We start from the raw sequence: 18,703 nt of genomic DNA, 5'->3' as shown, positions 1-18,703 counted from the left end.
TCAGATATCTTTGAACCCCGCCGCGACCGATTTTTCCAGATTTACCGCCTTGCCAAGGATCGTTATCGCCTTTTGCCTGCACTTGTTCACGCATCTGTAACAAAGCGTGCAGCGCTCGCCAAATCTCGCCTTGCCGTGCGCGATTTTTATATTTTGCATCGGACAGGATTTTACGCACTCGCCACACCCACTGCACCGCGCCGTATCGAGGCTCGGTTTGCGCCTAGCAAAGGGCGTTTTGTCCCAAATTTTCATCCACAGCCGCTGTCCCAAAAGCCCCGCAATACGGCAAGCACGCCTAGACCTTCTTGCGGCGGGTTGCCTGCGGCAGATGCCCGCGCGACGCGCTGCAGCTTGGCGTTTGCATCATTTATAAGGCGCTCGTTTTTCTGCGCCAAATAGCTAAAAATCGCCACATCGAGGATAAACGCGGGCATTTTCACGTGTGTGCCACCCGTTATCTTCGCGCCCGCCCGCCCTAAGATCCTAGCCGCGCAGCCCGCTCCATCGCCACCAAAAATCTCCATCGTAGTGATGATAAAGACGTTTTTGCCGCGGAAATTCGCGCTGTTTTTGCAAATAAACTCGCGCACGATCTGCGGCAGGTCGCTAAAGTAAACTGGATAGGCGAGAATGACGTCGTCATGGTGTTTTAATAGCTCGCCGCAGGCTTCATCCTCGATAGAAACTGCGAGGATATCGCCGCCCAGACGCTCTATAAATCTCTACACGCAATACTTCGTGTTGCCCGTAGAGCAAAATAAATCGCTATCATTTTGCGAATCCTTTTAAATTTAGGCGCAAGTTTTGCCCATTTTCGCCAAATTTTACCGACCGCGGCAAATTTAACGCCAAAAGCTGGCAAAATTTTGAATAATTCGCTCGTTTGCAAAATATCTGCCGCGTGCTTTGCCCAAATTTTACCAGGCGTCGCATAAGGCAAATTTAACCAGGTCAAAAGAAATTCAGTATAAAATCTAGCGTTTGTGGCCGTAAATTTCTAAACTTTGCTCGCCAGGCTCCATCTCAAATTTACCGAGGCGCTCTAAATAGCGCGCTATGGCATCAAGGCCCTGGCTTTTGTGCTCAGGCGGTAGCAGCGCGCCGCGGCTTACGAAGTCGTAAAATTTCGCAAATTCTATGTATTCTATCTGAGCCTCAGGGTGGGCTTTTCGCCCGCTCTGAGGCTCTGCGAGATGTAGCCGTCGCAAATGCCTTGCCCATAGTCTGCGGCGGGCAAGGCGAATCTGATCTCATTCACGCAGGAGCCAAGGATTTCATAGATCTCGCACTGCCTCGCGGGCGAACCTTTGGCGCAGATCGCCAAAAAGGTCTTGCGCCATTTTGCGTCCCTCATAAAGCCGAAGCAAACTAAGCTATTTTACCCAGCTGCGCTTTATATTTTTCGTAGTGATGCGGCGAGGCGAAAAGCCCCCTCAAGGCGCGATACCATGCTATTTTACGATCTCGTTTTGCGCGTTTACCTGCACGATTTTTGGTTCGAAATCTCTCGCTTTTTTGGCGCTAAGAAGTGCGTAGGCCACAATGATGACGATGTCGCCGACGCAGACTTTGCGCGCGGCCGCGCCGTTTAGGCAGATCTCACCCTTTTTCTCGCCACGGATCACATATGTAGCGAAGCGCTCGCCGTTATTGACGTTTAGGATTTCGACTTTTTGGTATTCGCAAAGCCCTGCAGCCTCGATAAGCTCGGGTCCGATCGTGACCGAGCCCACGTAGTTTAGATTGGCGTCCGTCACGCGCGCGCGGTGGATTTTGCTTGATAAAATTTCGATTCTCATCGGCTATCCTTTGTATTTTTTAGAAAAATTATACTATAAATTTGGCCGCGGCGATTCATTTTTGCTTGCTCGCTACGATAAAATCCGGCGTTAAATTTGTGATTAAATTTGAAATTAGCAGCGTTTAGATGAGCGGCAAATTTGACGCCGCTCAGCAAATAAGCAGATTTTTGGTGCAAACAAAGGCGATTTTACTCAAATTTGCCTTTGTTTCGTCGCCGTTTTATCCGTAGATTTAGGTACGCTCATCCAAAATCTCACGCACTACTTGCTTATCGCTAAACGGGTACTTTACGCCTTTGATCTCTTGATATGTCTCGTCGCCCTTGCCTAAAATTACTAAAATTTCGTCTTGCGCGAGGCTTTCAAGTGCATATTTGATCGCCTCCTTGCGGTTTGCGATGCATTTTACGCGCTCGTTCATCTCTAGGCCGCCACAGATCTCGGCGATGATGCTTTCAGGCTCTTCGCTGCGGGGATTGTCGCTGGTGACGACGAGTCTGTGCGCGTATTTTTGCGCTATCGCACCCATTTTTGGGCGTTTGGTGCGGTCTCTATCGCCGCCCGCGCCAAAAACGGCGACGATCTTGCGATGGCGCAATGCGTTTAGCACCTTTTCGATGCCATCTGGAGTGTGCGCAAAGTCCACAATCACGAGCGGGTCGCGACTAACGACCTCCATACGCCCCTCGACGCCGTCAAATTTCGACGCAGCGCGTGCGATCTGCTCTAGCGGCCTATCAGTCAGCGTTGCGACGCAAGCGACGGCCGCGATGAGGTTACAAAGGTTAAATTCGCCGTGCAAATTTGAGCTTAGCGCCATCTGTCCGCGAGGAGTCTTTAGTACCCCATGGATACCGCCCTCTAGCGAATACTCGCCTGGCGCAAAGTCCGCGTCCGCATGAAGCGCGTAAGTTAGGGCATTTGCTGGGTTAAATTTGATCCCGCCGCGGTCGTCTATGTTTATGAGCTTTGGCGCGTCATCTGCGAAAAACTCGCTCTTTACGCGCGCATACTCCTCAAACGTGCCGTGGTAGTCGAGATGGTCTTGAGTCAAATTCGTAAAAATTTTCATCGCAAATTCCAGACTCTCGATACGTTTTTGCGCGATGGCGTGCGAGCTAGCCTCCATCACGAAGTACTCGCAACCGCGCTCGCTAGCGGATTTTAGGTAGCTAAGCGTGCGTAAAATTTCGCTCGTCGTTAGCGCCTTATCATCTATGCGTTCACCGTTTATAAAGGCGCCGCGAGTGCCGCACAGGCCGCATCCGTAGCCTAAATTTAGTAGCGTAGCATAGATAACCGCCGCGGTCGTGGTTTTGCCGTTCGTGCCCGTGATGCCGATGATTTTGATACTCTCGTCGATACCTAGTAGCTGCTTGCATTCGCTCAAATTTATGATTTTTGCACCCTTCGCCAGGGCGCCTGCTTCAAATTTGGCGTTCGTCGCCGTTTTAACGAAATAGCAACCCGCTTCGCATTCGTTTGAGTTGTCGGTAACAAAACCTTCTTTAACGTAAATTTTCACTTTCGGCCTTTTTGTTGATTTCGCGAGCTAGTGCGATTAGTCGTTCGTCGCCGGCAAACATCACAGCTGCGGTCTCGATGTAGTTTAGCCCCATTTCGATGAAGTCGTTTTTGATAAGATTTTGCAAGAACTCGAGGAAATCGTCGCGGTTATCGATCATCACGCGCGTGGAAAACATGATGTCCTCGAAGGTGCTTTTAAATCCGCCGCGCCTAACAGCTTCCATAAAATCGGCGTAGCTGATCGCATTTTGCTCCTCAAGACTCTCGTCGTCGCTAAATTTTGCCTCAAGCGCGCCTAAAATTTCCTCTAGCTCGTCCGGACTCATGCCGAGCTTGTCTTTTAGCTTAAATATCTCAAAAAGCGTCATTGCCTCATCGCGGCGAATCTTAGCAAGCGAGCAAAGCATAATGAGGAAAAGCAGCTTTTTGTCTGGCTTTTTATCGTATGCAAGCGAAAAATAGCTCGCGGCGGCCTCAAATTCGCCCTTGTTAAACGCTTTTAGGCCCGCCTTTTTGTAATCAATCAAATTTAACTTCCTCGCCGATAGGGATGTTTACGACCTCTAGCTGAGGATGGATATCTATGCGCAGTTGACGCTCGACGCCGTATTTTAGCGTGGTCGAACTGGCTGCGCACCCGTGGCAGTGGCCGGTGAGGCGGACGTAAATTTTGCCGTTTTTGATGCCTAGCAGCTCTATGCCTCCGCCGTCGTTTTCAAGCATAGGCAAAACCTTTTGTAAGCTCGCTTTTACGGGCTTTAGTAGCTCTTCGTCGGTAAATGGGATCATTTTTAACCTTTTAAATTTTTGAGATATTATAGCAGATAAAATTTTAAATACGCAATGAGTTTGGCGTTTTTGCGGTTATTTTTAACTTGGTTAAATTTTGATATTAAGGCCATAGGGTGCTGGTATAAAAACAAATTTAAAAAAGCACAGTGGCCGTTTAAGTACAAAAAAGCATAATAAGTAAAAGTCATACAAGTGCGGTCATATATACAAAACCTTTAAGATATTTTTGGATTTGGCATGCCGAGCGCTTATTTGTAAGCAAATCTTTTAAAAGCAAATTTATCAGTAAAACTACGACGAAGATTAGAACTCTATACATTATTTTAAACTTGCTGTGAATTTTAATATTTTAGTATATATGAAAAACCGTCAATAATAGGCAAGCAAATAAATTTAATTAAAAAGAAAAAGTAGATTTTGAAGTAATTATGGTGAGTAAATTTGAAAATAAAAGAGAGCCGAAGCTCTCTAAAAATTATTCTTTGATTAGCTCAATATAAGCCATCTCAGCGGCATCGCCTCGGCGAACGCGAGTCTTAACGATGCGCGTATATCCACCGTTTTTACCTACGAATTTTGGAGCAAGCTCACTTACCAACTTGTTCGTAGTTTCTTTATCCTGCAAGCTAGCAAAAACTGCTCTGTGAGCGTTGCTGTCGCCTTTTCTAGCTCTAGTGATTAGTTTTTCGATATAGCTTCTCAACTCTTTTGCCTTAGGCAAGGTCGTCTCTATCTTTTCGCTTTTGATGATAGCGATAGCTAAGTTTTTAAGTAGAGCCGAGCGGTGAGCCGACGTCCTACCTAGTTTTCTGTATCCGTGACCGTGTCTCATTTATGTTCCTTTTACTCTTTTGCACTCATTTGTGATTTTAGGTCGGCGATTTTTTTCTTGAGTTGCTCTTTACCGCCGCCTAGGTCGCCGCCAACCGGATATCCAATCTCTTGCATAACGGCTTTGATCTCATCAAGAGATTTTTTACCTAAATTTTTAAGTTCTTTTAGCTCGTTTTCATCCATCAAAGCAAGCTCGCCGATAAATCTAATCTCGGCTTTATCAAGGCAGTTGGAGCTTCTAGCACTCAAATTTAACTCTTCTATGCTTTGAAGCAACTTTGCATGCTCGCTACCAGAAGCTTGAGCATTTAGACCTGCTGAAACGTCGATATTTAAAACACCTTTAAACACCGACATCTGCTGATACATCGCCTCGATAGCATGTTTAAACGCCTCGATCGCGCCCACTTGTCCATCTGTCGTAACCGTGAAAATAATCTTCTCGTAGTCAGGATTATCCTCAACAAGGACATTTACTAGCTCGTAAACTGCTTTTTTAACAGGCGTAAAGAAAGCATCAAGGGCTATGTAGCCCTCTTCAGTATTATCTCTTATCTCCTCGCTTGGGACGTATCCGATACCTTTTTGGATGATTACCGAAAATTTAAGCTCCGCATCCTCGTTTATGGTCGCGAGATAAGCGTCTGGATTTACGACATCTACGACATCGTTTTTTAGATCGCCGGCTTTTATCTCTTTTGGACCTTTAAACGAATACTCAACCACTTCGCGCTCAGACTCATTTTTTAGTTTAAAGCGGATATTTTTTAAATTTATAATAAACTGCGCTACGTCCTCGAGCATGCCCCTCATCGAATCAAATTCGTGAGATACGCCCTCTATCTTGACGCCCGTAGCCGCAAATCCAACCGTACTACTATATAAAAGTCGTCTTAGAGGATGAGCCAAAGTAACTGCATAGCCCGTCTCAAACGGATACGCGGTTATTTTGGCGACATTCTCACTTATACTCTCTACTGAAATTTCGGTAGGCATATAAGCTGATGTGGTAATTTTTCTCATCGTTATACCCCTTATTATTTCGAATAAAGCTCTACTATGAATCTTTCCTCGACAGGAATGACGACTTCTTCCCTTTCCGGAGTTCTTGTGAAAATTCCGAATTTTTTATCTTTTTCGACGTCGACCCAAGCTACGATGCCGGTTTGCGCCGTAAGATCGATCGCGCGAACAATTTGCGGATTGTTTTTAGATTTTTCGATAACTTCTACTTTAGAACCCGCTTGAACTCTGTAAGAAGGAATATCTACTCTCTTGCCGTTTACCAAAATATGTCCGTGAGTAACTAGCTGACGAGCAAAACGGCGAGTAGTCGCAAAGCCCATTCTGTAAACTACGTTATCTAGTCTTTGCTCCAAAAGCTGCACCAAAAGCGCACCGGTATTTCCCTCGCGGCGAGCAGCCTCTTGGAATAGGCGGCGGAATTGCTTTTCGCTAATGCCGTACATAAATTTAGCTTTTTGTTTTTCACGAAGCTGTAAGCCGTATTCGCTTATCTTGCTTCTTCTTTGTCCGTGTTGACCTGGTGCATAATTTCTTTTTTCTAAAGCGCTTTTACCGGCAAGTCTTCTTTCGCCTTTTAACGCAAGAGACACACCAAGACGTCTTTCTAATTTTTCAACGGGTCCTCTATATCTAGCCATAATAATTCTCCTAAATTTCTAATTATACGCGGCGGCGTTTCGGCGGTCTGCAACCGTTATGCGGAAGCGGGGTTATATCTTTTAAAAACGTTACTTTTATGCCCTCTACCGCACCTACGCTCTTGACTGCGGTCTCTCTGCCGCTGCCAGGACCTTGTACTTTGATGCCTACTTCTTTTATACCGTGCTCTTTTGCTTTAGTTAGAGCGTCCTCGACTGCTTGTTGGGCTGCGTAAGGAGTTGATTTTTTACTTCCTTTGAAGCCTAGTCCACCGGCACTGCTCCAAGCGATAGCATTTCCCATCTCATCGGTAACCGTTACCATCGTATTGTTAAAAGTCGCGCTTATATAAACGATACCTTTAGCTATACTTTTTCTTACAATTTTCTTTTTAACTACTTTTCTTTTTGCCATCGCTTATCCTTATTTAGTCGCAGCGCCGACTGTTTTGCGCTTGCCTTTTCTAGTTCTAGCGTTTGTTTTAGTCTTTTGACCGCGCACCGGAAGACCTTTTCTGTGTCTTAGACCGCGGTAGCTTCCTAAGTCCATAAGAGCCTTGATATCCATAGCGACGCTTTTTCTAAGGTCACCTTCCACCACGTGATTCTCTTGGATCTCTTTGCGGATAGCTGCGGCTTCGTCTTCGGTTAGATCATTTACTCTTTTATCGTAAGAAATTTTAGTAGCGTCTAAAATTTGACGAGATTTGTAAAGACCGATACCGTAAATATAGGTCAAACCGTATTCGATTCTCTTTTTCTTTGGTAAATCCACACCTGCGATACGTGCCATGCTTTATCCTTGTCTTTGTTTATGTTTTGGATTTTCGCAGATTATGCGAACTACGCCTTGGCGCTTGACAATTTTGCACTTGTCACACATCTTCTTTACAGAAGGACGAACTTTCATTCTTGTCTCCTAAAAATTTATTCCACTTTTAGGCTGCATCAGGTTTAACGAAATTTTAAACCAACTATTTTCAAAACAAGTGGTGGGCTTTGAAAACAATTCTTCATACAGCAATTTGTCGCAAAGGGCTGAGTATAGCCAAATTTAGCTTTTAATTTACTTATGGCGGTAAATTATCCTACCCTTATCCAGACTGTAAGGCGTTAGTTCCACCTTTACGCGGTCTCCAGGCATTATTTTTATATAATGCATCCTCATCTTGCCCGCAATGTGACACAAAATCACATGTTTGTTGTCGAGCTCGACCTTAAACGTCGCGTTTGGCAGCGCCTCGATAACGTTGCCGTCGATCTCTATGACGTCGTCTTTTGCCACTTAACTCCTTTTTGTTAAATTTACTTTCGCCACTCGGCGGAAGTTTGAAATTAAAATTTTAACTCACCACAAATTAAAATTTTAAAATTTACAAGTCGCGCAAGCGATTTGTAAAATTTAAAATTTTACGCCAGGCTTAAAATCTCTGCTCGTCCGTTCACGACAGCCATACAGTGCTCGTAGTGGCTGGTTCTTAGCCCGTCTTTGCTAGTTACTTTCCATTTGTCGGGACCGATCACCGGAGTGCCGTCTTTTTGACAAATCATCGGCTCCACGCAAAATACCATTCCGTTTTTGATTTTTGGTCCCGATTTTGGGCTCCCGCCTTCTAAATAATTTAAAATTTGCGGATCTTCATGCGGGCGTCTACCGATGCCGTGACCGCAAAACCCCGTTAGCGGAACAAATCCGCGAGCTCTTATAAATTTCTCGATTTCAAAACTAAGCTCTTTAAAGTGCATTCCCGCTTTTACGGTATCTATCGCAAAGTATAACGCGTCTTTGGCGCAAGCGATCAGCTTTTCGTCTTCACGCGAAATTTGACCCACGCCCCAAGTTCTAGCCGAGTCGCCGAAATATCCGTTCAAATTTGAGCCGATATCAACGCTTACTATGTCGCCTTCTTGTAGTTTGTACTCATTTGGGATACCGTGGATGACTACTTCATTTACGCTTATGCAAGCTGCGTTTGGAAAACCGTAAAGCCCCTTAAACGCTGGCTTTGCGCCCGCAGCCCTTATCATATCGTCGCAAATTTTATCTATTTCGAGCAGTGAAATACCAGGCTTGATCACACTTTCTACGTAATCGAGGGTTTGAGCGACGATTTTATTCGCCGCTCGCATTTTCTCTATGTCGTTTGGCTGCATAATGGTTATAGCCATCACAAGCCTACCGCGCTTAGAGTTTGATATTTGTTCATATAAATTTGAGCTTCTATCCTTCGCATCGTATCAAGCGCAACAGAAACTACGATCAGTACCGACGTGCCACCGAAATAAAACGGAACGCCCATAATTTTAACGAGCACCCAAGGAAGCGTCGAGATAAGACCGAGGTAAATCGCGCCGCTAAATGTTAGCCTTGATGCGACCTCGTTTAGATAACCCGCAGTGCCCTCGCCCGGTCTAATGCCCGGAATAAAGCCGCCCTGCCTTTTTAAATTTTCGCTGATATCTTTTGCATTAAACGCGATCGAAGCGTAAAAATATGCAAAAAATACGACCAGCAAGAACGTCAAAAAGTTGAAAAAATAGCTATTTGGATTTAAAAAATCGTGAATAGCTTGGATATAAGGATTTGTACTGGCCTGCAAAATGGTACTTGGGAACATCAAAATCGCACTGGCGAAAATCGGAGGAATAACGCCGCTTAAATTTACCTTGATAGGTATATAGTTCATAATGCGTTTGTTTTGATTTTCCATCACTACCTTACGCGAATAGCTCACCGGTACGCGTCTCTCGCCCATCTCGACGTAGATAACTATACCTACCGTGACCAAGATAACAAGCAAAATTACGATAACTACAAGAAAGTTCATCTCGCCCGTATTTACCAAATTTACCGTTCCGCCGATGGCTGAAGGTATGCCGCTAACGATACCCGCGAAGATAATAAGGCTGATACCGTTGCCGATACCGCGCTGAGTGATCTGCTCGCCTATCCACATCAAAAGCATAGTTCCAGTTAACATCGAAGCTGCCGCAATCGCGATAAATAAATTCATATCTATCATTATCGCGTCCTCTCCACCTCTACCGTGAAGGCTCTGAAGCCCCATACTAACGCCTACTGCTTGAACAAGCGTGATACCGATAGTGGCATAGCGGATGATCTGCATATATTTTTGCATGCCGTCGCGGTCTTTTTTCATCTTGCCCAAATTTGGGAAAGTAGCCGCTAAAAGCTCCATAATAATCGATGCCGTGATGTATGGCATAATGCCTAGAGAGATGATACTGAGGCGCTCTGCGGCCTTACCGCTGAACATATTAAATAGTCCCAGTGCATTTGAGGAATTCGAATCGAAAAACTCTTTAATAACATTGACGTTTACGCCAGGAACCGGCACGTATGCCAGTATCCTGTAAGCAAATAAAAATGCCAACGTGATTAAAATCTTGTTGGTCAATGTCTTATTCATTACGCACGTCCGCTAACGGTTACGTTCTCGTCTTTGATTTTCGAAGCCAAATCTTTCGCACTCACTCCGATCAATTTGATTTTCTTGACGCTGCTTGAAATTTTATGCACGGTAGCGATAGTAGCGATAGTGATCTCGCTTAGCTCTTTTACCGCAACGATTTTTTCTACGTTGATTACGTAAGGTTTCTCAAATTTAGAAGTAAAGCCTACTTTTGGAAGGCGTCTTTGAAGCGGTTGCTGACCGCCCTCGAAGCCTCTTTTCTCATTGTAGCCTTTTCTAGCTCTTTGACCTTTGTGTCCTTTACCAGCGGTTTTACCTTGACCGCTACCTTGACCGCGACCTAGTCTTTTGATTTGTCTAGTCGAGCCCTCGGCAGGTTTTAAATTTTCTAGTCCCATATCTTCTCCTTAGCCTTTAAGCATACTTAGCGCTTTTAAAGTAGCGCGAACGACGTTTGCCGAGTTGTTTGAGCCAAGCGATTTTGTTAGGATGTCCTTGATGCCCGCAAGCTCTAGAATAGGACGAGCACTACCGCCCGCGATCACGCCCGTACCTTCGCTAGCAGGGCGAAGTAAAACGCGGCTAGCGTTAAATTTAACTTCTACGTCGTGAGGTATAGTCGAGCCTTTTCTTTTTACCTCGATGATGTTTTTAAACGCGTCGTCGACGGCTTTTCTCATAGCGTCCGGCACCTCTTTTGCTTTACCGAAGCCAAAGCCTACTAGGCCGTTCCTGTTTCCTACTACGACAAGAGCCGTAAATCTAAATCTACGACCGCCTTTTACGACCTTTGTAACGCGGCCGATATCAACCATTACTTCTTCGAATTCTTCTCTGTTATATTTTTCCATAGCGATTTTCCTTATAGTTTGATACCGTTTTCACGTAATGCGTCTGCAAAAGCCGCTACGACTCCGTGATACAAATAGCCGTTTCTGTCGAATAATGCCGTTTCTACTTTTTTAGCTTTTAGAGTTTTTGCAAATTCTTTAGCCAAAGTTACGGCACCTTCTTTGTTTGCTTTTATGCCTAGTTTTCTGCCGTCGGCTGCCGCTATAGTTACGGCCGCTACGTCGTCGATAGCTTGAACGTAAAGAGTTCTGTTTGATTTGAAGATAGAAATTCTAGGCAATACCGCAGTGCCGGAAATTTTGGCTCTGATTCTTCTTTTTCTCTTGATTCTAAGAGTGAGTTTTCTTTTTAATACATTTGCTGTCATTATCTATCCCTTACTTCTTAGATGTCTTACCGGCTTTGCGGATGATGCGCTCTTCTACGTATTTAACGCCTTTGCCCTTATACGGTTCAGGCGGTCTGTACGCTCTGACTTGCGCCGCGATCTGGCCAACAACTTGCTTATCGTCGCCTTTGATAGTTATGATGTTTTTCTCTACGCTGATTTCAACGCCTTTTGGCACTTCGTGATTTATCGGGTGAGAAAATCCTAAAGTAAGCTCAAGCACTTGGCCTTTAGCAGCGGCTTTGTAACCAACGCCGTTGATCTCAAGCTGGCGAGTAAAGCCTTTTGTAATGCCGATGACGATATTGTTTGCAAGCGCTCTATAAGTGCCCCAGTAGGCTCTATCTTGTCTCTCGTCGCTCTTTGGAGAAAATACTATGTGAGCATCCTCGACTTTAACGTCTACGTGCCCTTTTGTGTCAAGCTCTTTTAAATGAGCGCCTTTTTTAAATTTAAGGACGTTGCCTTCTACGCTGACCTCTACTCCGCTTGGAATAGCTATCGGCTGTTTTCCTATACGTGACATTTTTTTCCTTTTTACTTGTCTAGGGTATGTCTACTTTTACGAATGGATACCGCAATACCATAAAAATAGAAATGAATCGAAGCGATAAAAACCGCTTCAAACACTTTAATTTTCTCGTCAAATTTGACTTGCTTTTTTTGGATCTACTTCCTAAAATTTGGCGTCAAATTTGACATCGTCGTTTTTAAATTTAGCTTTGGCAAATTTGGATAAATTTGCATATCGAGCTAAATTTGGGAAGCTTTTTAAATTTGAGCTTCCATTTTTAAATTTTATAAATTTGACGGCGGAAGTTTTTCGTAAATTTTATAAACTACAAAAAGATGCCTAGTCAAATTTCATTTTAAAGATTCAAAAACGATGCCCCTGCTGTAAATCCAGCAAGCTCACCGCTTCAAGCTTCTTTTTAAGGTAATCTAAAACGCTACCCCGTCATAAATGCGACAAGCCTACCGAATCAGACTACATTTTAATGATGTCGAATTGACGTCTTGCTACAAAAATAAGCCCATCAATTCAAACTTTATTTCAAGGTAATCCAAAACGCTACCCCGTCGCAAACACGACAAGCCTACCGAATTAGATTACATTTTCAAGGATGCAACAACGATGTCCCGCATCGTTGTTGTCCATTACCACACAGAGCAGAGTATTTCGCCGCCTACGCCAGCTTTGTGAGCTTCTTCGTTACTCAAAACGCCTTTGCTGGTGCTAACGATGATCGTTCCGTAGCCGTTTTTAAATCTCTTGATCTCGTCTTTTCCCTTATAAACGCGGCGACCCGGGCTTGATACGCGCTTAAGCTCGTTAATCACGCTTCTGCCGTGCTCGTCGTATTTTAGAACTACGTTTATAAATTTCTTTTTATCTTCTTCTACAACGTTGTAGCTCTCGATATAGCCTTTAGCCGCAAGGATAGATAAAGTAGCCTCGACGACGTTTGAATGAAGAAGCTTTGTAGTTTCAAGTCTTCTCATTGCGGCGTTTCTAATGCGAGTTAGTCCGTCTGAAATTAAGTCATTTAACATTTCTCTTCCTTACCAGCTTGCTTTTTTTAGACCCGGGATTAGTCCCTCGTTAGCCATTTTTCTTAGGCATACGCGGCAAATTCCAAAATCTTTATAAACCGAATGCGGACGTCCGCAAATTTGGCATCTCGTATAGCCGCGAACCGCAAATTTAGGCTTTCTGGCAGCCTTTGCTATCATTGATTTTTTCGCCATATTACTTTCCTTTCGCAAACGGCAAACCAAATAGCTCAAGCAATTTGAATGCCTCTTTGTCGCTGTTTGTCGTCGTGACTATAACTATATTCATACCATGAGTGCGTAAAATCTTATCATACTCGACCTCTGGGAACATTAGCTGCTCGTCAAGACCGAAGTTGTAGTTTCCACGTCCATCAAAACCGTCTTTTGGAAGGCCTCTAAAGTCCTTAACTCTCGGTAGCGCGATAGAGATTAACTTGTCCAAAAACGCAAACATATTCTCTTTTCTAAGCGTTACTTTTACACCGACAGGGAAACCCTCGCGCACTTTAAAGCCCGCAACCGATTTTTTAGCGTCGGTAACAACAGCTTTTTGTCCGGCGATTAGCGAAATAGTATCGGCGATGTTTTGAAGTTGCTTTTGATCTTTAGCAGATTCGCCAGCGCCTACGCTTATCACGATCTTTTCGATCGCAGGGATTAGCATAGGATTTTTGATGTCGAATTCTTTAGCCAAAGCAGGCTTTACGACCTCGTTATATTTAGCTTTTAATCTATTCATTTTCAGCCCTCAACTTTTGCAACGTTTGAGATATCAATAGGCATCTCTTTATTGATAAAGCCGCCGTTTGGGGTCTTTTCGCTAGGTTTTATAGCTTTTTTAGCTACCTTGCAGCCCTCGACGATGACTTGTCCTTTTTTGGCTAGGACGGATAAAATTTTACCTGTTTTACCTTTGTCGTCGCCTGCGATGATCTTAACGGTATCGCCTTTTTTTACTTTAAATTTAACGTTAGCCATTATAACACCTCCGGAGCAAGCGAAACGATTTTCATAAAGTTAGCGTATCTAACCTCACGGCCGACCGGTCCAAAGATACGAGTACCGATAGGCTCGCGTTTGTTATCTAGGATGACGGCTGCGTTTTCGTCAAAGCGGATTAGCGAGCCGTTATCTCTTTGAACCTCTTTTTTAGTTCTAACGACGACCGCTTTTACCACTTGACCCTTTTTGATCTTGCCGTTTGGAAGCGCCTTTTTAACTGAGCAGATGATAACGTCGCCAAGCGTCGCGTATCTTCTCTTGCTGCCGCCCAAAACCTTAATACACATTAGCTCTTTCGCGCCGCTATTGTCGGCGACTGTAAGCCTCGTAAAAGATTGTATCATTACTCAACCCCCGTCGCTAAAATAGTCTTTAATCGGAAAGATTTTCTCGCGCTTAGCGGTCTGCATTCGATAGCTACGACCGTATCGCCCGCTTTTGTTTCGTTCTTTTCGTCGTGAATCATATATTTTTTAAAGCGTTTTACGAATTTGTGGTATCTTGGGTGCATAACGCGTCTCTCAACCAAAATCGTAGCCGTCTTATCGCCGGCCTTTTGTAAAACGACACCTTGAATTTCTCTTTTTAATGCCATTTCTCACCCCTTACTTTGAAGCGCTAATTGCAGTGTTGATTTGCGCTATTTCCTTGCGGACGGCGCTAATCTCGTTAGGGTTGCTTAGCTGCATAGTTTTTAGCTTTTGTCTTAAAGTAAATAAAAGCACCTTTTTCTCTTTCAATAACGCGTTAAGTTCTGCAACGCTTTTGTCTTTAATATCAGTATATTTCATTTTCACTCTCTCGCGTTACGATTTTAGTCTTAAACGGAAGTTTGTGGATAGCTAGAGTTAGAGCTTCACGCGCTAATTCCTCATCTACACCCGCCATTTCGACTATTATACGACCTGGTTTTATGTTCATAACCCACTCTTCGACTCCGGCTTTACCTTTACCCATACGAGTTTGTAGAGGTTTTTTGGTTAGCGGCTTATCTGGGAAAACTCTGATCCAAGTTTTAGCCTGGCGTTTTACGTGGCGAGTTAGAGCCACACGAGCCGCTTCGATCTGGCGCGAATTTACGCGGCCTGCTTCTACGGCTTTGATTCCGATCTCGCCCATAGCAAGATCAGCGCCGCGAGTAGCTTTACCGCGGTTTCTGCCTTTCATCTGTTTGCGAAATTTAGTTCGTTTTGGCATCAACATGATTATTTACCTCTTCTTGCTCTGCGCGGTTTTTTATCGGCTTTTTCTTCTTCGTTCTTTTCAGGTTGAACGCCTTTTTGAAGAACCTCGCCTTTAAATATCCACACTTTTATACCTATGTTTCCATAAGTCGTATGCGCTTCAGCAACGCCGTAATCGATCTTGGCTCTTAGGGTGTGAAGCGGAACGCGACCCTCTAAGTACCACTCTGTTCTAGCGATTTCTGCACCGCCAAGACGTCCAGCAACTGAAATTTTGATACCTTTAGCGCCTGATTTTTGAGCGCCTTGGATAACTTTTTTCATTGCACGTCTAAATGCAACGCGTTTTTCAAGCTGCATAGCTACGTTTTCCGCAGCTAGTTGAGCCGAAGCTTGAGCTTTTCTTTCTTCTTTGATATTTACGTTTACTTCTTTGTTGATCAGCTTTTGGATATCCTCTTTAAGCTTCTCTACGTCAGAGCCTTTTTTGCCGATGATAATACCAGGGCGAGCTGCTACGACGGTTACGCGGATTTTCTTAGCGGTTCTCTCGATCAAAATTTGAGAAACGCCCGCGTAGTAAAGTTTCTTTTTCAAGAAAGCGCGAATTTTGTAATCTTCGCCGATATTTTCAGCCAAAGTTCCTTTAGCAGGAAACCATCTTGACTCCCAGTTGCGGTTTATTCCTAGTCTTAGACCTATCGGATTTACTTTCTGACCCATATTACGCTTCCTTCTTTTCAGGTTTAGATACTTCTACTAAGATATGAGAAGTCGGTTTGCGGATTCTGCTTGCGCTTCCTCTCGCTCGCGGTCTAAATCTTTTTAATACTGGGCCCGCATCTACACGGCAGCTTGTCACGATAACCTCTTCAGGCTCGAATCCACCGTTAGCTACCGCTGAGCTGATAGCCGTAGCGATAAATTTGGCGCCGCGGTTTGGCATAAAGCTAAGGCTAGCTAGTGCAAATTCGGCGTTCATGCCTTGTACTTCTCTTGCGATTAGTCTGGCTTTAGTCGGAGATAGTCTTACGAATTTAATAATTGATTTGCTCATCTTATCCCCTTACTTACCGATTTTCTTTTGCACTGAGCCTTTGTGACCCTTAAATGTGCGCGTAGGAGCAAATTCGCCTAGTTTATATCCGATGTGGTTTTCCGTAACGTATACTGGAATGAAACTCTTGCCGTTATGAACGTTAAACGTTAGGCCTATCATTTCAGGCACTATCGTGCTGCGTCTAGACCATGTTTTTATCGGCTTGTTGTCGTTAGACTTTTTAGCGGCAACGACTTTTTTCATTACATGCTCATCGACAAAAGGTCCTTTTTTGAGTGATCTTGCCATCTCTATTTACCTTTCCTTCTTGAAATTATAAGCTTATCGCTAGCCTTCTTGCGGCGAGTCTTAGCACCTTTAGTCGGTTTACCCCATGGAGTAACAGGATGACGGCCTGAGTTTTTCTTGCCCTCACCACCGCCGTGCGGGTGATCTACTGGGTTCATCGCAGAACCGCGAGTTTGAGGACGGATACCTCTATGGCGATTACGTCCGGCTTTACCGATAGTTACGTTCGCCCAATCTTCGTTACCTACTACGCCGATACTAGCCATGCACTCTGCGAGTACTTGTCTCATCTCGCCGCTTGGCAAGCGAAGCATTACGTATTTTTCCTCTTTACCCATTAGCTGAGCGTAGCCGCCGGCTGAACGAGCCATCTGAGCGCCCTTGCCCGGTTTTAACTCCACGTTGTGCACGATAGTACCAACCGGAATATTTCTTAGTTTCATCGCGTTGCCAGGTTTTATGTCTAGACCTGTCTCGGCTGCTGCTACGATATCGCCAACATTTAGTCCGTTTGGTCTGATGATGTAGCGTTTTTCGCCGTCTTTATAAGCGATAAGCGCAATTCGGCAGTTTCTGTTCGGATCGTACTCGATAGCTTCGACTTTACCTTCGATACCGAATTTGCGGCGTTTAAAGTCAATGATTCTATAAAGTTTCTTCGCTCCGCCTTCTTTATGTCTAGAAGTTATTCTTCCGTTGCTATTTCTACCGCCGCTTACAGGGATCTTTACAAGCAAGCTTCTCACGCTAGGTTTAGCAGTGATATCTTCGCTTGATAGGCCCGTCATAAATCTGCGGCTAGGTGTATAAGGTTTATAGGTTTTTATCGCCATCTTACGCCTCCGTGTTTTCTAGGCTTGAGCCTTCAGGCAACTGAACGTAAAATTTCTTTATCTCGTTGCGTTGTCCTTCTCTTCCTTTGAAACGCTTAACTTTTCCGTCGATTCTAAGCGAATTTACGCGAAGCGGCGTTACCCCAAAATATTCTTTCAAAATTTCTTTCAGCCTATTTTTAGTCATCTTAGGCGAAGTTTGTATAACAACTACGCCTTGCTCTTGAAGACCGAGAGTTTTTTCCGTATATAAAATCGTTTTGATATCAGTTATATCTGCCATTTCAGCCCTCTTTTATTATAGTTTCAAGTGCGGCCTTCTCGATAACGACGGCACCGTAAGTCGCCACTAAGTAAGCGTTTATCTCGCTCGCATCGATTAGATAGCAGTTTGATAGATTTCTAAACGCCAATAGCGTGTTGTCGTCAAGCAGATCTTTTACAACCAAAGCGTCTCTCAAATTTAACGCGCTGATTATTTTAGCCGCGTCTTTAGTTTTACCGCTTGCGATCTCTATGCTATCTACCGCGAAAATTTTACCCGCGTTAGCTTTTTCGTTTAGCGCGAACTCAAGCGCCAATCTTTTTTGCTTTTTATTGACCTTTTGGAAGTAGTTTCGCTCGTTGCTCGGACCAAACGCCACCGCGCCGCCTACCCAGACGTTAGTTCTGGTTGAGCCCGCTCTAGCACCGCCGCGACCTTTTTGTCTCCACGGTTTTTTACCGCCGCCGCTTACGAAAGCTCTGGTTTTAGTGTGAGCCGAATTTGAACGCATACCGGACAAATAAGACTTAACGTAAAGATATAGGTTGTGCGGATTGATCTGGGCGTAATTAGCCGGTAGATCAAGCTCGCTAGCTTTTTCAAATTTTTCGTTTAATACGCAAACTTTACTCATTTTACTATCCTTATTCTGCCCATTGCACCGTTATAGCCAGCGACGCTGCCTTTTAAAACCAAAATTCCGTTTTCGACATCAAAGCTTACGATCTCATTTTTAACGGTAACTTTTTCATTTCCGGTGTGTCCGGCCATCTTCATACCAGGCTGAACGCGTCCCGGCCACTCGCGGTTACCGATAGAGCCGTGTCTTTTGTGGAAGCGAGAACCGTGACTTTTCGGACCTCCGGCAAAGCCGTGTCTTTTCACGACGCCTTGATAGCCTTTACCTTTTGAGCTAAAGCTAACTTTTAAAATTTTAGCCGAGCTAAGCGGACTAAAATCAAGATCGCCCGCCTCTTTATTGGCGACTTGTAGGGTTGCGAATTTATTAAATTCCGCCGTTAGGCTATATTTTTTTTGCTGACCCTCTATGGCTTTATTTTTTGCTTTACCTTTAGCATAAGCTACTATCGCGCTGCCGCATTCGCTCACTTCGCAAACTTTAGCGTTTACGACCTTTAGAAGCGTAACAGGGATGCTCGGGTTATTAACCGTTCTGCTCATGCCTATTTTTTCTACGATATATTCCATCTTTCACCT

General features: G+C 44.4%; 36 protein-coding genes. All 36 read right to left on the bottom strand.

The window, feature by feature from the left end:
- The gene (locus CSUNSWCD_RS11710; RefSeq protein WP_009494853.1) at positions 1 to 255 is read right to left on the bottom strand and encodes a 4Fe-4S binding protein; all 255 of its coding nucleotides are present in this window, start codon (positions 253 to 255) and stop codon (positions 1 to 3) included.
- Complete coding sequence (locus CSUNSWCD_RS11705) at positions 252 to 593, bottom strand: hypothetical protein (protein ID WP_009494852.1); 342 nt, start codon at positions 591 to 593, stop codon at positions 252 to 254. Before CSUNSWCD_RS11705 ends, CSUNSWCD_RS11710 begins: the two co-directional genes overlap by 4 nt.
- Before the next feature lie 384 nt (positions 594 to 977).
- A complete protein-coding gene (locus CSUNSWCD_RS05520) occupies positions 978 to 1,211 on the bottom strand; it encodes a hypothetical protein (RefSeq protein ID WP_009494850.1) in 234 nt (77 codons plus the stop codon).
- A complete protein-coding gene (locus CSUNSWCD_RS11275) occupies positions 1,148 to 1,357 on the bottom strand; it encodes a hypothetical protein (RefSeq protein WP_157788739.1) in 210 nt (69 codons plus the stop codon). The genes CSUNSWCD_RS05520 and CSUNSWCD_RS11275 overlap by 64 nt, the downstream gene beginning before the upstream one ends.
- A gap of 97 nt (positions 1,358 to 1,454) precedes the next feature.
- Entirely contained in the window at positions 1,455 to 1,802 is a 348-nt protein-coding gene (gene panD, locus CSUNSWCD_RS05515) for an aspartate 1-decarboxylase (protein ID WP_009494849.1), read from the bottom strand.
- A gap of 235 nt (positions 1,803 to 2,037) precedes the next feature.
- Positions 2,038 to 3,330: a UDP-N-acetylmuramoyl-L-alanyl-D-glutamate--2,6-diaminopimelate ligase gene (locus CSUNSWCD_RS05505; protein ID WP_009494847.1), complete on the bottom strand. Its 1,293-nt coding sequence runs from the start codon at positions 3,328 to 3,330 to the stop codon at positions 2,038 to 2,040.
- Entirely contained in the window at positions 3,314 to 3,859 is a 546-nt protein-coding gene (locus CSUNSWCD_RS05500; protein ID WP_009494846.1) for a hypothetical protein, read from the bottom strand. The genes CSUNSWCD_RS05505 and CSUNSWCD_RS05500 overlap by 17 nt, the downstream gene beginning before the upstream one ends.
- Positions 3,852 to 4,121: a NifU family protein gene (locus CSUNSWCD_RS05495; protein WP_009494845.1), complete on the bottom strand. Its 270-nt coding sequence runs from the start codon at positions 4,119 to 4,121 to the stop codon at positions 3,852 to 3,854. The genes CSUNSWCD_RS05500 and CSUNSWCD_RS05495 overlap by 8 nt, the downstream gene beginning before the upstream one ends.
- 478 nt (positions 4,122 to 4,599) lie before the next feature.
- Positions 4,600 to 4,956 carry a 50S ribosomal protein L17 gene (gene rplQ, locus CSUNSWCD_RS05490; protein WP_009494842.1) on the bottom strand — a complete coding sequence of 119 codons (357 nt, stop codon included), beginning with the start codon at positions 4,954 to 4,956 and terminating at the stop codon, positions 4,600 to 4,602.
- A gap of 11 nt (positions 4,957 to 4,967) precedes the next feature.
- A complete protein-coding gene (locus tag CSUNSWCD_RS05485) occupies positions 4,968 to 5,981 on the bottom strand; it encodes a DNA-directed RNA polymerase subunit alpha (RefSeq protein WP_009494841.1) in 1,014 nt (337 codons plus the stop codon).
- A gap of 14 nt (positions 5,982 to 5,995) precedes the next feature.
- Positions 5,996 to 6,622 (bottom strand): 30S ribosomal protein S4, encoded by a 627-nt coding sequence (gene rpsD, locus CSUNSWCD_RS05480; RefSeq protein WP_009494840.1) that lies wholly within the window; start codon positions 6,620 to 6,622, stop codon positions 5,996 to 5,998.
- A gap of 22 nt (positions 6,623 to 6,644) precedes the next feature.
- Positions 6,645 to 7,037 (bottom strand): 30S ribosomal protein S11, encoded by a 393-nt coding sequence (gene rpsK / locus CSUNSWCD_RS05475; protein WP_002947090.1) that lies wholly within the window; start codon positions 7,035 to 7,037, stop codon positions 6,645 to 6,647.
- A 9-nt stretch (positions 7,038 to 7,046) separates the two neighbouring features.
- Positions 7,047 to 7,415 (bottom strand): 30S ribosomal protein S13, encoded by a 369-nt coding sequence (rpsM, locus tag CSUNSWCD_RS05470; RefSeq protein ID WP_009494839.1) that lies wholly within the window; start codon positions 7,413 to 7,415, stop codon positions 7,047 to 7,049.
- 3 nt (positions 7,416 to 7,418) lie between these two features.
- Entirely contained in the window at positions 7,419 to 7,532 is a 114-nt protein-coding gene (gene rpmJ, locus CSUNSWCD_RS11015; RefSeq protein ID WP_002947091.1) for a 50S ribosomal protein L36, read from the bottom strand.
- Between the two features lie 156 nt (positions 7,533 to 7,688).
- A complete protein-coding gene (infA, locus tag CSUNSWCD_RS05465; protein WP_002943098.1) occupies positions 7,689 to 7,907 on the bottom strand; it encodes a translation initiation factor IF-1 in 219 nt (72 codons plus the stop codon).
- A 125-nt stretch (positions 7,908 to 8,032) separates the two neighbouring features.
- Positions 8,033 to 8,791 (bottom strand): type I methionyl aminopeptidase, encoded by a 759-nt coding sequence (map, locus tag CSUNSWCD_RS05460; protein ID WP_009494838.1) that lies wholly within the window; start codon positions 8,789 to 8,791, stop codon positions 8,033 to 8,035.
- Positions 8,791 to 10,053: a preprotein translocase subunit SecY gene (gene secY / locus CSUNSWCD_RS05455; RefSeq protein WP_034964415.1), complete on the bottom strand. Its 1,263-nt coding sequence runs from the start codon at positions 10,051 to 10,053 to the stop codon at positions 8,791 to 8,793. The genes map and secY overlap by 1 nt, the downstream gene beginning before the upstream one ends.
- Positions 10,053 to 10,454 (bottom strand): 50S ribosomal protein L15, encoded by a 402-nt coding sequence (rplO, locus tag CSUNSWCD_RS05450; RefSeq protein WP_009494836.1) that lies wholly within the window; start codon positions 10,452 to 10,454, stop codon positions 10,053 to 10,055. The genes secY and rplO overlap by 1 nt, the downstream gene beginning before the upstream one ends.
- A 9-nt stretch (positions 10,455 to 10,463) precedes the next feature.
- On the bottom strand, positions 10,464 to 10,907 hold the full coding sequence (gene rpsE / locus CSUNSWCD_RS05445) for a 30S ribosomal protein S5 (RefSeq protein ID WP_002943402.1): 444 nt from the start codon (positions 10,905 to 10,907) through the stop codon (positions 10,464 to 10,466).
- Between the two features lie 11 nt (positions 10,908 to 10,918).
- Positions 10,919 to 11,275, bottom strand: a complete 357-nt coding sequence (gene rplR / locus CSUNSWCD_RS05440) for a 50S ribosomal protein L18 (RefSeq protein WP_009494835.1) — start codon at positions 11,273 to 11,275, stop codon at positions 10,919 to 10,921.
- 10 nt (positions 11,276 to 11,285) lie between these two features.
- Entirely contained in the window at positions 11,286 to 11,822 is a 537-nt protein-coding gene (gene rplF / locus CSUNSWCD_RS05435; protein WP_009494834.1) for a 50S ribosomal protein L6, read from the bottom strand.
- A gap of 632 nt (positions 11,823 to 12,454) precedes the next feature.
- On the bottom strand, positions 12,455 to 12,850 hold the full coding sequence (gene rpsH / locus CSUNSWCD_RS05430) for a 30S ribosomal protein S8 (protein ID WP_009494831.1): 396 nt from the start codon (positions 12,848 to 12,850) through the stop codon (positions 12,455 to 12,457).
- 9 nt (positions 12,851 to 12,859) lie between these two features.
- On the bottom strand, positions 12,860 to 13,045 hold the full coding sequence (locus tag CSUNSWCD_RS05425) for a type Z 30S ribosomal protein S14 (RefSeq protein ID WP_002941532.1): 186 nt from the start codon (positions 13,043 to 13,045) through the stop codon (positions 12,860 to 12,862).
- 1 nt (position 13,046) lies between these two features.
- Positions 13,047 to 13,592, bottom strand: a complete 546-nt coding sequence (gene rplE, locus CSUNSWCD_RS05420) for a 50S ribosomal protein L5 (RefSeq protein WP_002953670.1) — start codon at positions 13,590 to 13,592, stop codon at positions 13,047 to 13,049.
- A 2-nt stretch (positions 13,593 to 13,594) separates the two neighbouring features.
- Complete coding sequence (gene rplX / locus CSUNSWCD_RS05415; RefSeq protein WP_002943173.1) at positions 13,595 to 13,831, bottom strand: 50S ribosomal protein L24; 237 nt, start codon at positions 13,829 to 13,831, stop codon at positions 13,595 to 13,597.
- On the bottom strand, positions 13,831 to 14,199 hold the full coding sequence (gene rplN / locus CSUNSWCD_RS05410) for a 50S ribosomal protein L14 (protein WP_002947105.1): 369 nt from the start codon (positions 14,197 to 14,199) through the stop codon (positions 13,831 to 13,833). The genes rplX and rplN overlap by 1 nt, the downstream gene beginning before the upstream one ends.
- A complete protein-coding gene (gene rpsQ, locus CSUNSWCD_RS05405) occupies positions 14,199 to 14,450 on the bottom strand; it encodes a 30S ribosomal protein S17 (RefSeq protein WP_009494830.1) in 252 nt (83 codons plus the stop codon). Before rpsQ ends, rplN begins: the two co-directional genes overlap by 1 nt.
- A 10-nt stretch (positions 14,451 to 14,460) precedes the next feature.
- Positions 14,461 to 14,646: a 50S ribosomal protein L29 gene (gene rpmC / locus CSUNSWCD_RS05400; RefSeq protein WP_002953667.1), complete on the bottom strand. Its 186-nt coding sequence runs from the start codon at positions 14,644 to 14,646 to the stop codon at positions 14,461 to 14,463.
- Positions 14,633 to 15,058, bottom strand: coding sequence for a 50S ribosomal protein L16 (rplP, locus tag CSUNSWCD_RS05395; protein WP_002947109.1), 426 nt, complete (start codon positions 15,056 to 15,058; stop codon positions 14,633 to 14,635). The genes rpmC and rplP overlap by 14 nt, the downstream gene beginning before the upstream one ends.
- A 2-nt stretch (positions 15,059 to 15,060) precedes the next feature.
- Entirely contained in the window at positions 15,061 to 15,762 is a 702-nt protein-coding gene (gene rpsC, locus CSUNSWCD_RS05390; RefSeq protein ID WP_009494829.1) for a 30S ribosomal protein S3, read from the bottom strand.
- A 1-nt stretch (position 15,763) separates the two neighbouring features.
- Positions 15,764 to 16,096, bottom strand: coding sequence for a 50S ribosomal protein L22 (gene rplV / locus CSUNSWCD_RS05385; RefSeq protein ID WP_002947114.1), 333 nt, complete (start codon positions 16,094 to 16,096; stop codon positions 15,764 to 15,766).
- Positions 16,097 to 16,105: 9 nt separating this feature from the next.
- Positions 16,106 to 16,387: a 30S ribosomal protein S19 gene (rpsS, locus tag CSUNSWCD_RS05380; RefSeq protein WP_009494828.1), complete on the bottom strand. Its 282-nt coding sequence runs from the start codon at positions 16,385 to 16,387 to the stop codon at positions 16,106 to 16,108.
- A gap of 2 nt (positions 16,388 to 16,389) precedes the next feature.
- Positions 16,390 to 17,220, bottom strand: coding sequence for a 50S ribosomal protein L2 (gene rplB, locus CSUNSWCD_RS05375; RefSeq protein WP_009494827.1), 831 nt, complete (start codon positions 17,218 to 17,220; stop codon positions 16,390 to 16,392).
- Between the two features lies 1 nt (position 17,221).
- Positions 17,222 to 17,503 (bottom strand): 50S ribosomal protein L23, encoded by a 282-nt coding sequence (locus tag CSUNSWCD_RS05370; protein WP_002953664.1) that lies wholly within the window; start codon positions 17,501 to 17,503, stop codon positions 17,222 to 17,224.
- Between the two features lies 1 nt (position 17,504).
- Positions 17,505 to 18,119, bottom strand: coding sequence for a 50S ribosomal protein L4 (gene rplD / locus CSUNSWCD_RS05365; protein ID WP_009494826.1), 615 nt, complete (start codon positions 18,117 to 18,119; stop codon positions 17,505 to 17,507).
- Positions 18,116 to 18,694: a 50S ribosomal protein L3 gene (gene rplC, locus CSUNSWCD_RS05360; protein WP_009494825.1), complete on the bottom strand. Its 579-nt coding sequence runs from the start codon at positions 18,692 to 18,694 to the stop codon at positions 18,116 to 18,118. Before rplC ends, rplD begins: the two co-directional genes overlap by 4 nt.
- Positions 18,695 to 18,703: the final 9 nt, after the last annotated feature.

Source organism: Campylobacter showae CSUNSWCD (assembly GCF_000313615.1).
Taxonomy (GTDB): domain Bacteria; phylum Campylobacterota; class Campylobacteria; order Campylobacterales; family Campylobacteraceae; genus Campylobacter_A; species Campylobacter_A showae_A.
Note: the sequence above shows the minus strand (reverse complement) of the source record. Positions and strands in the feature narration are given on the sequence as shown.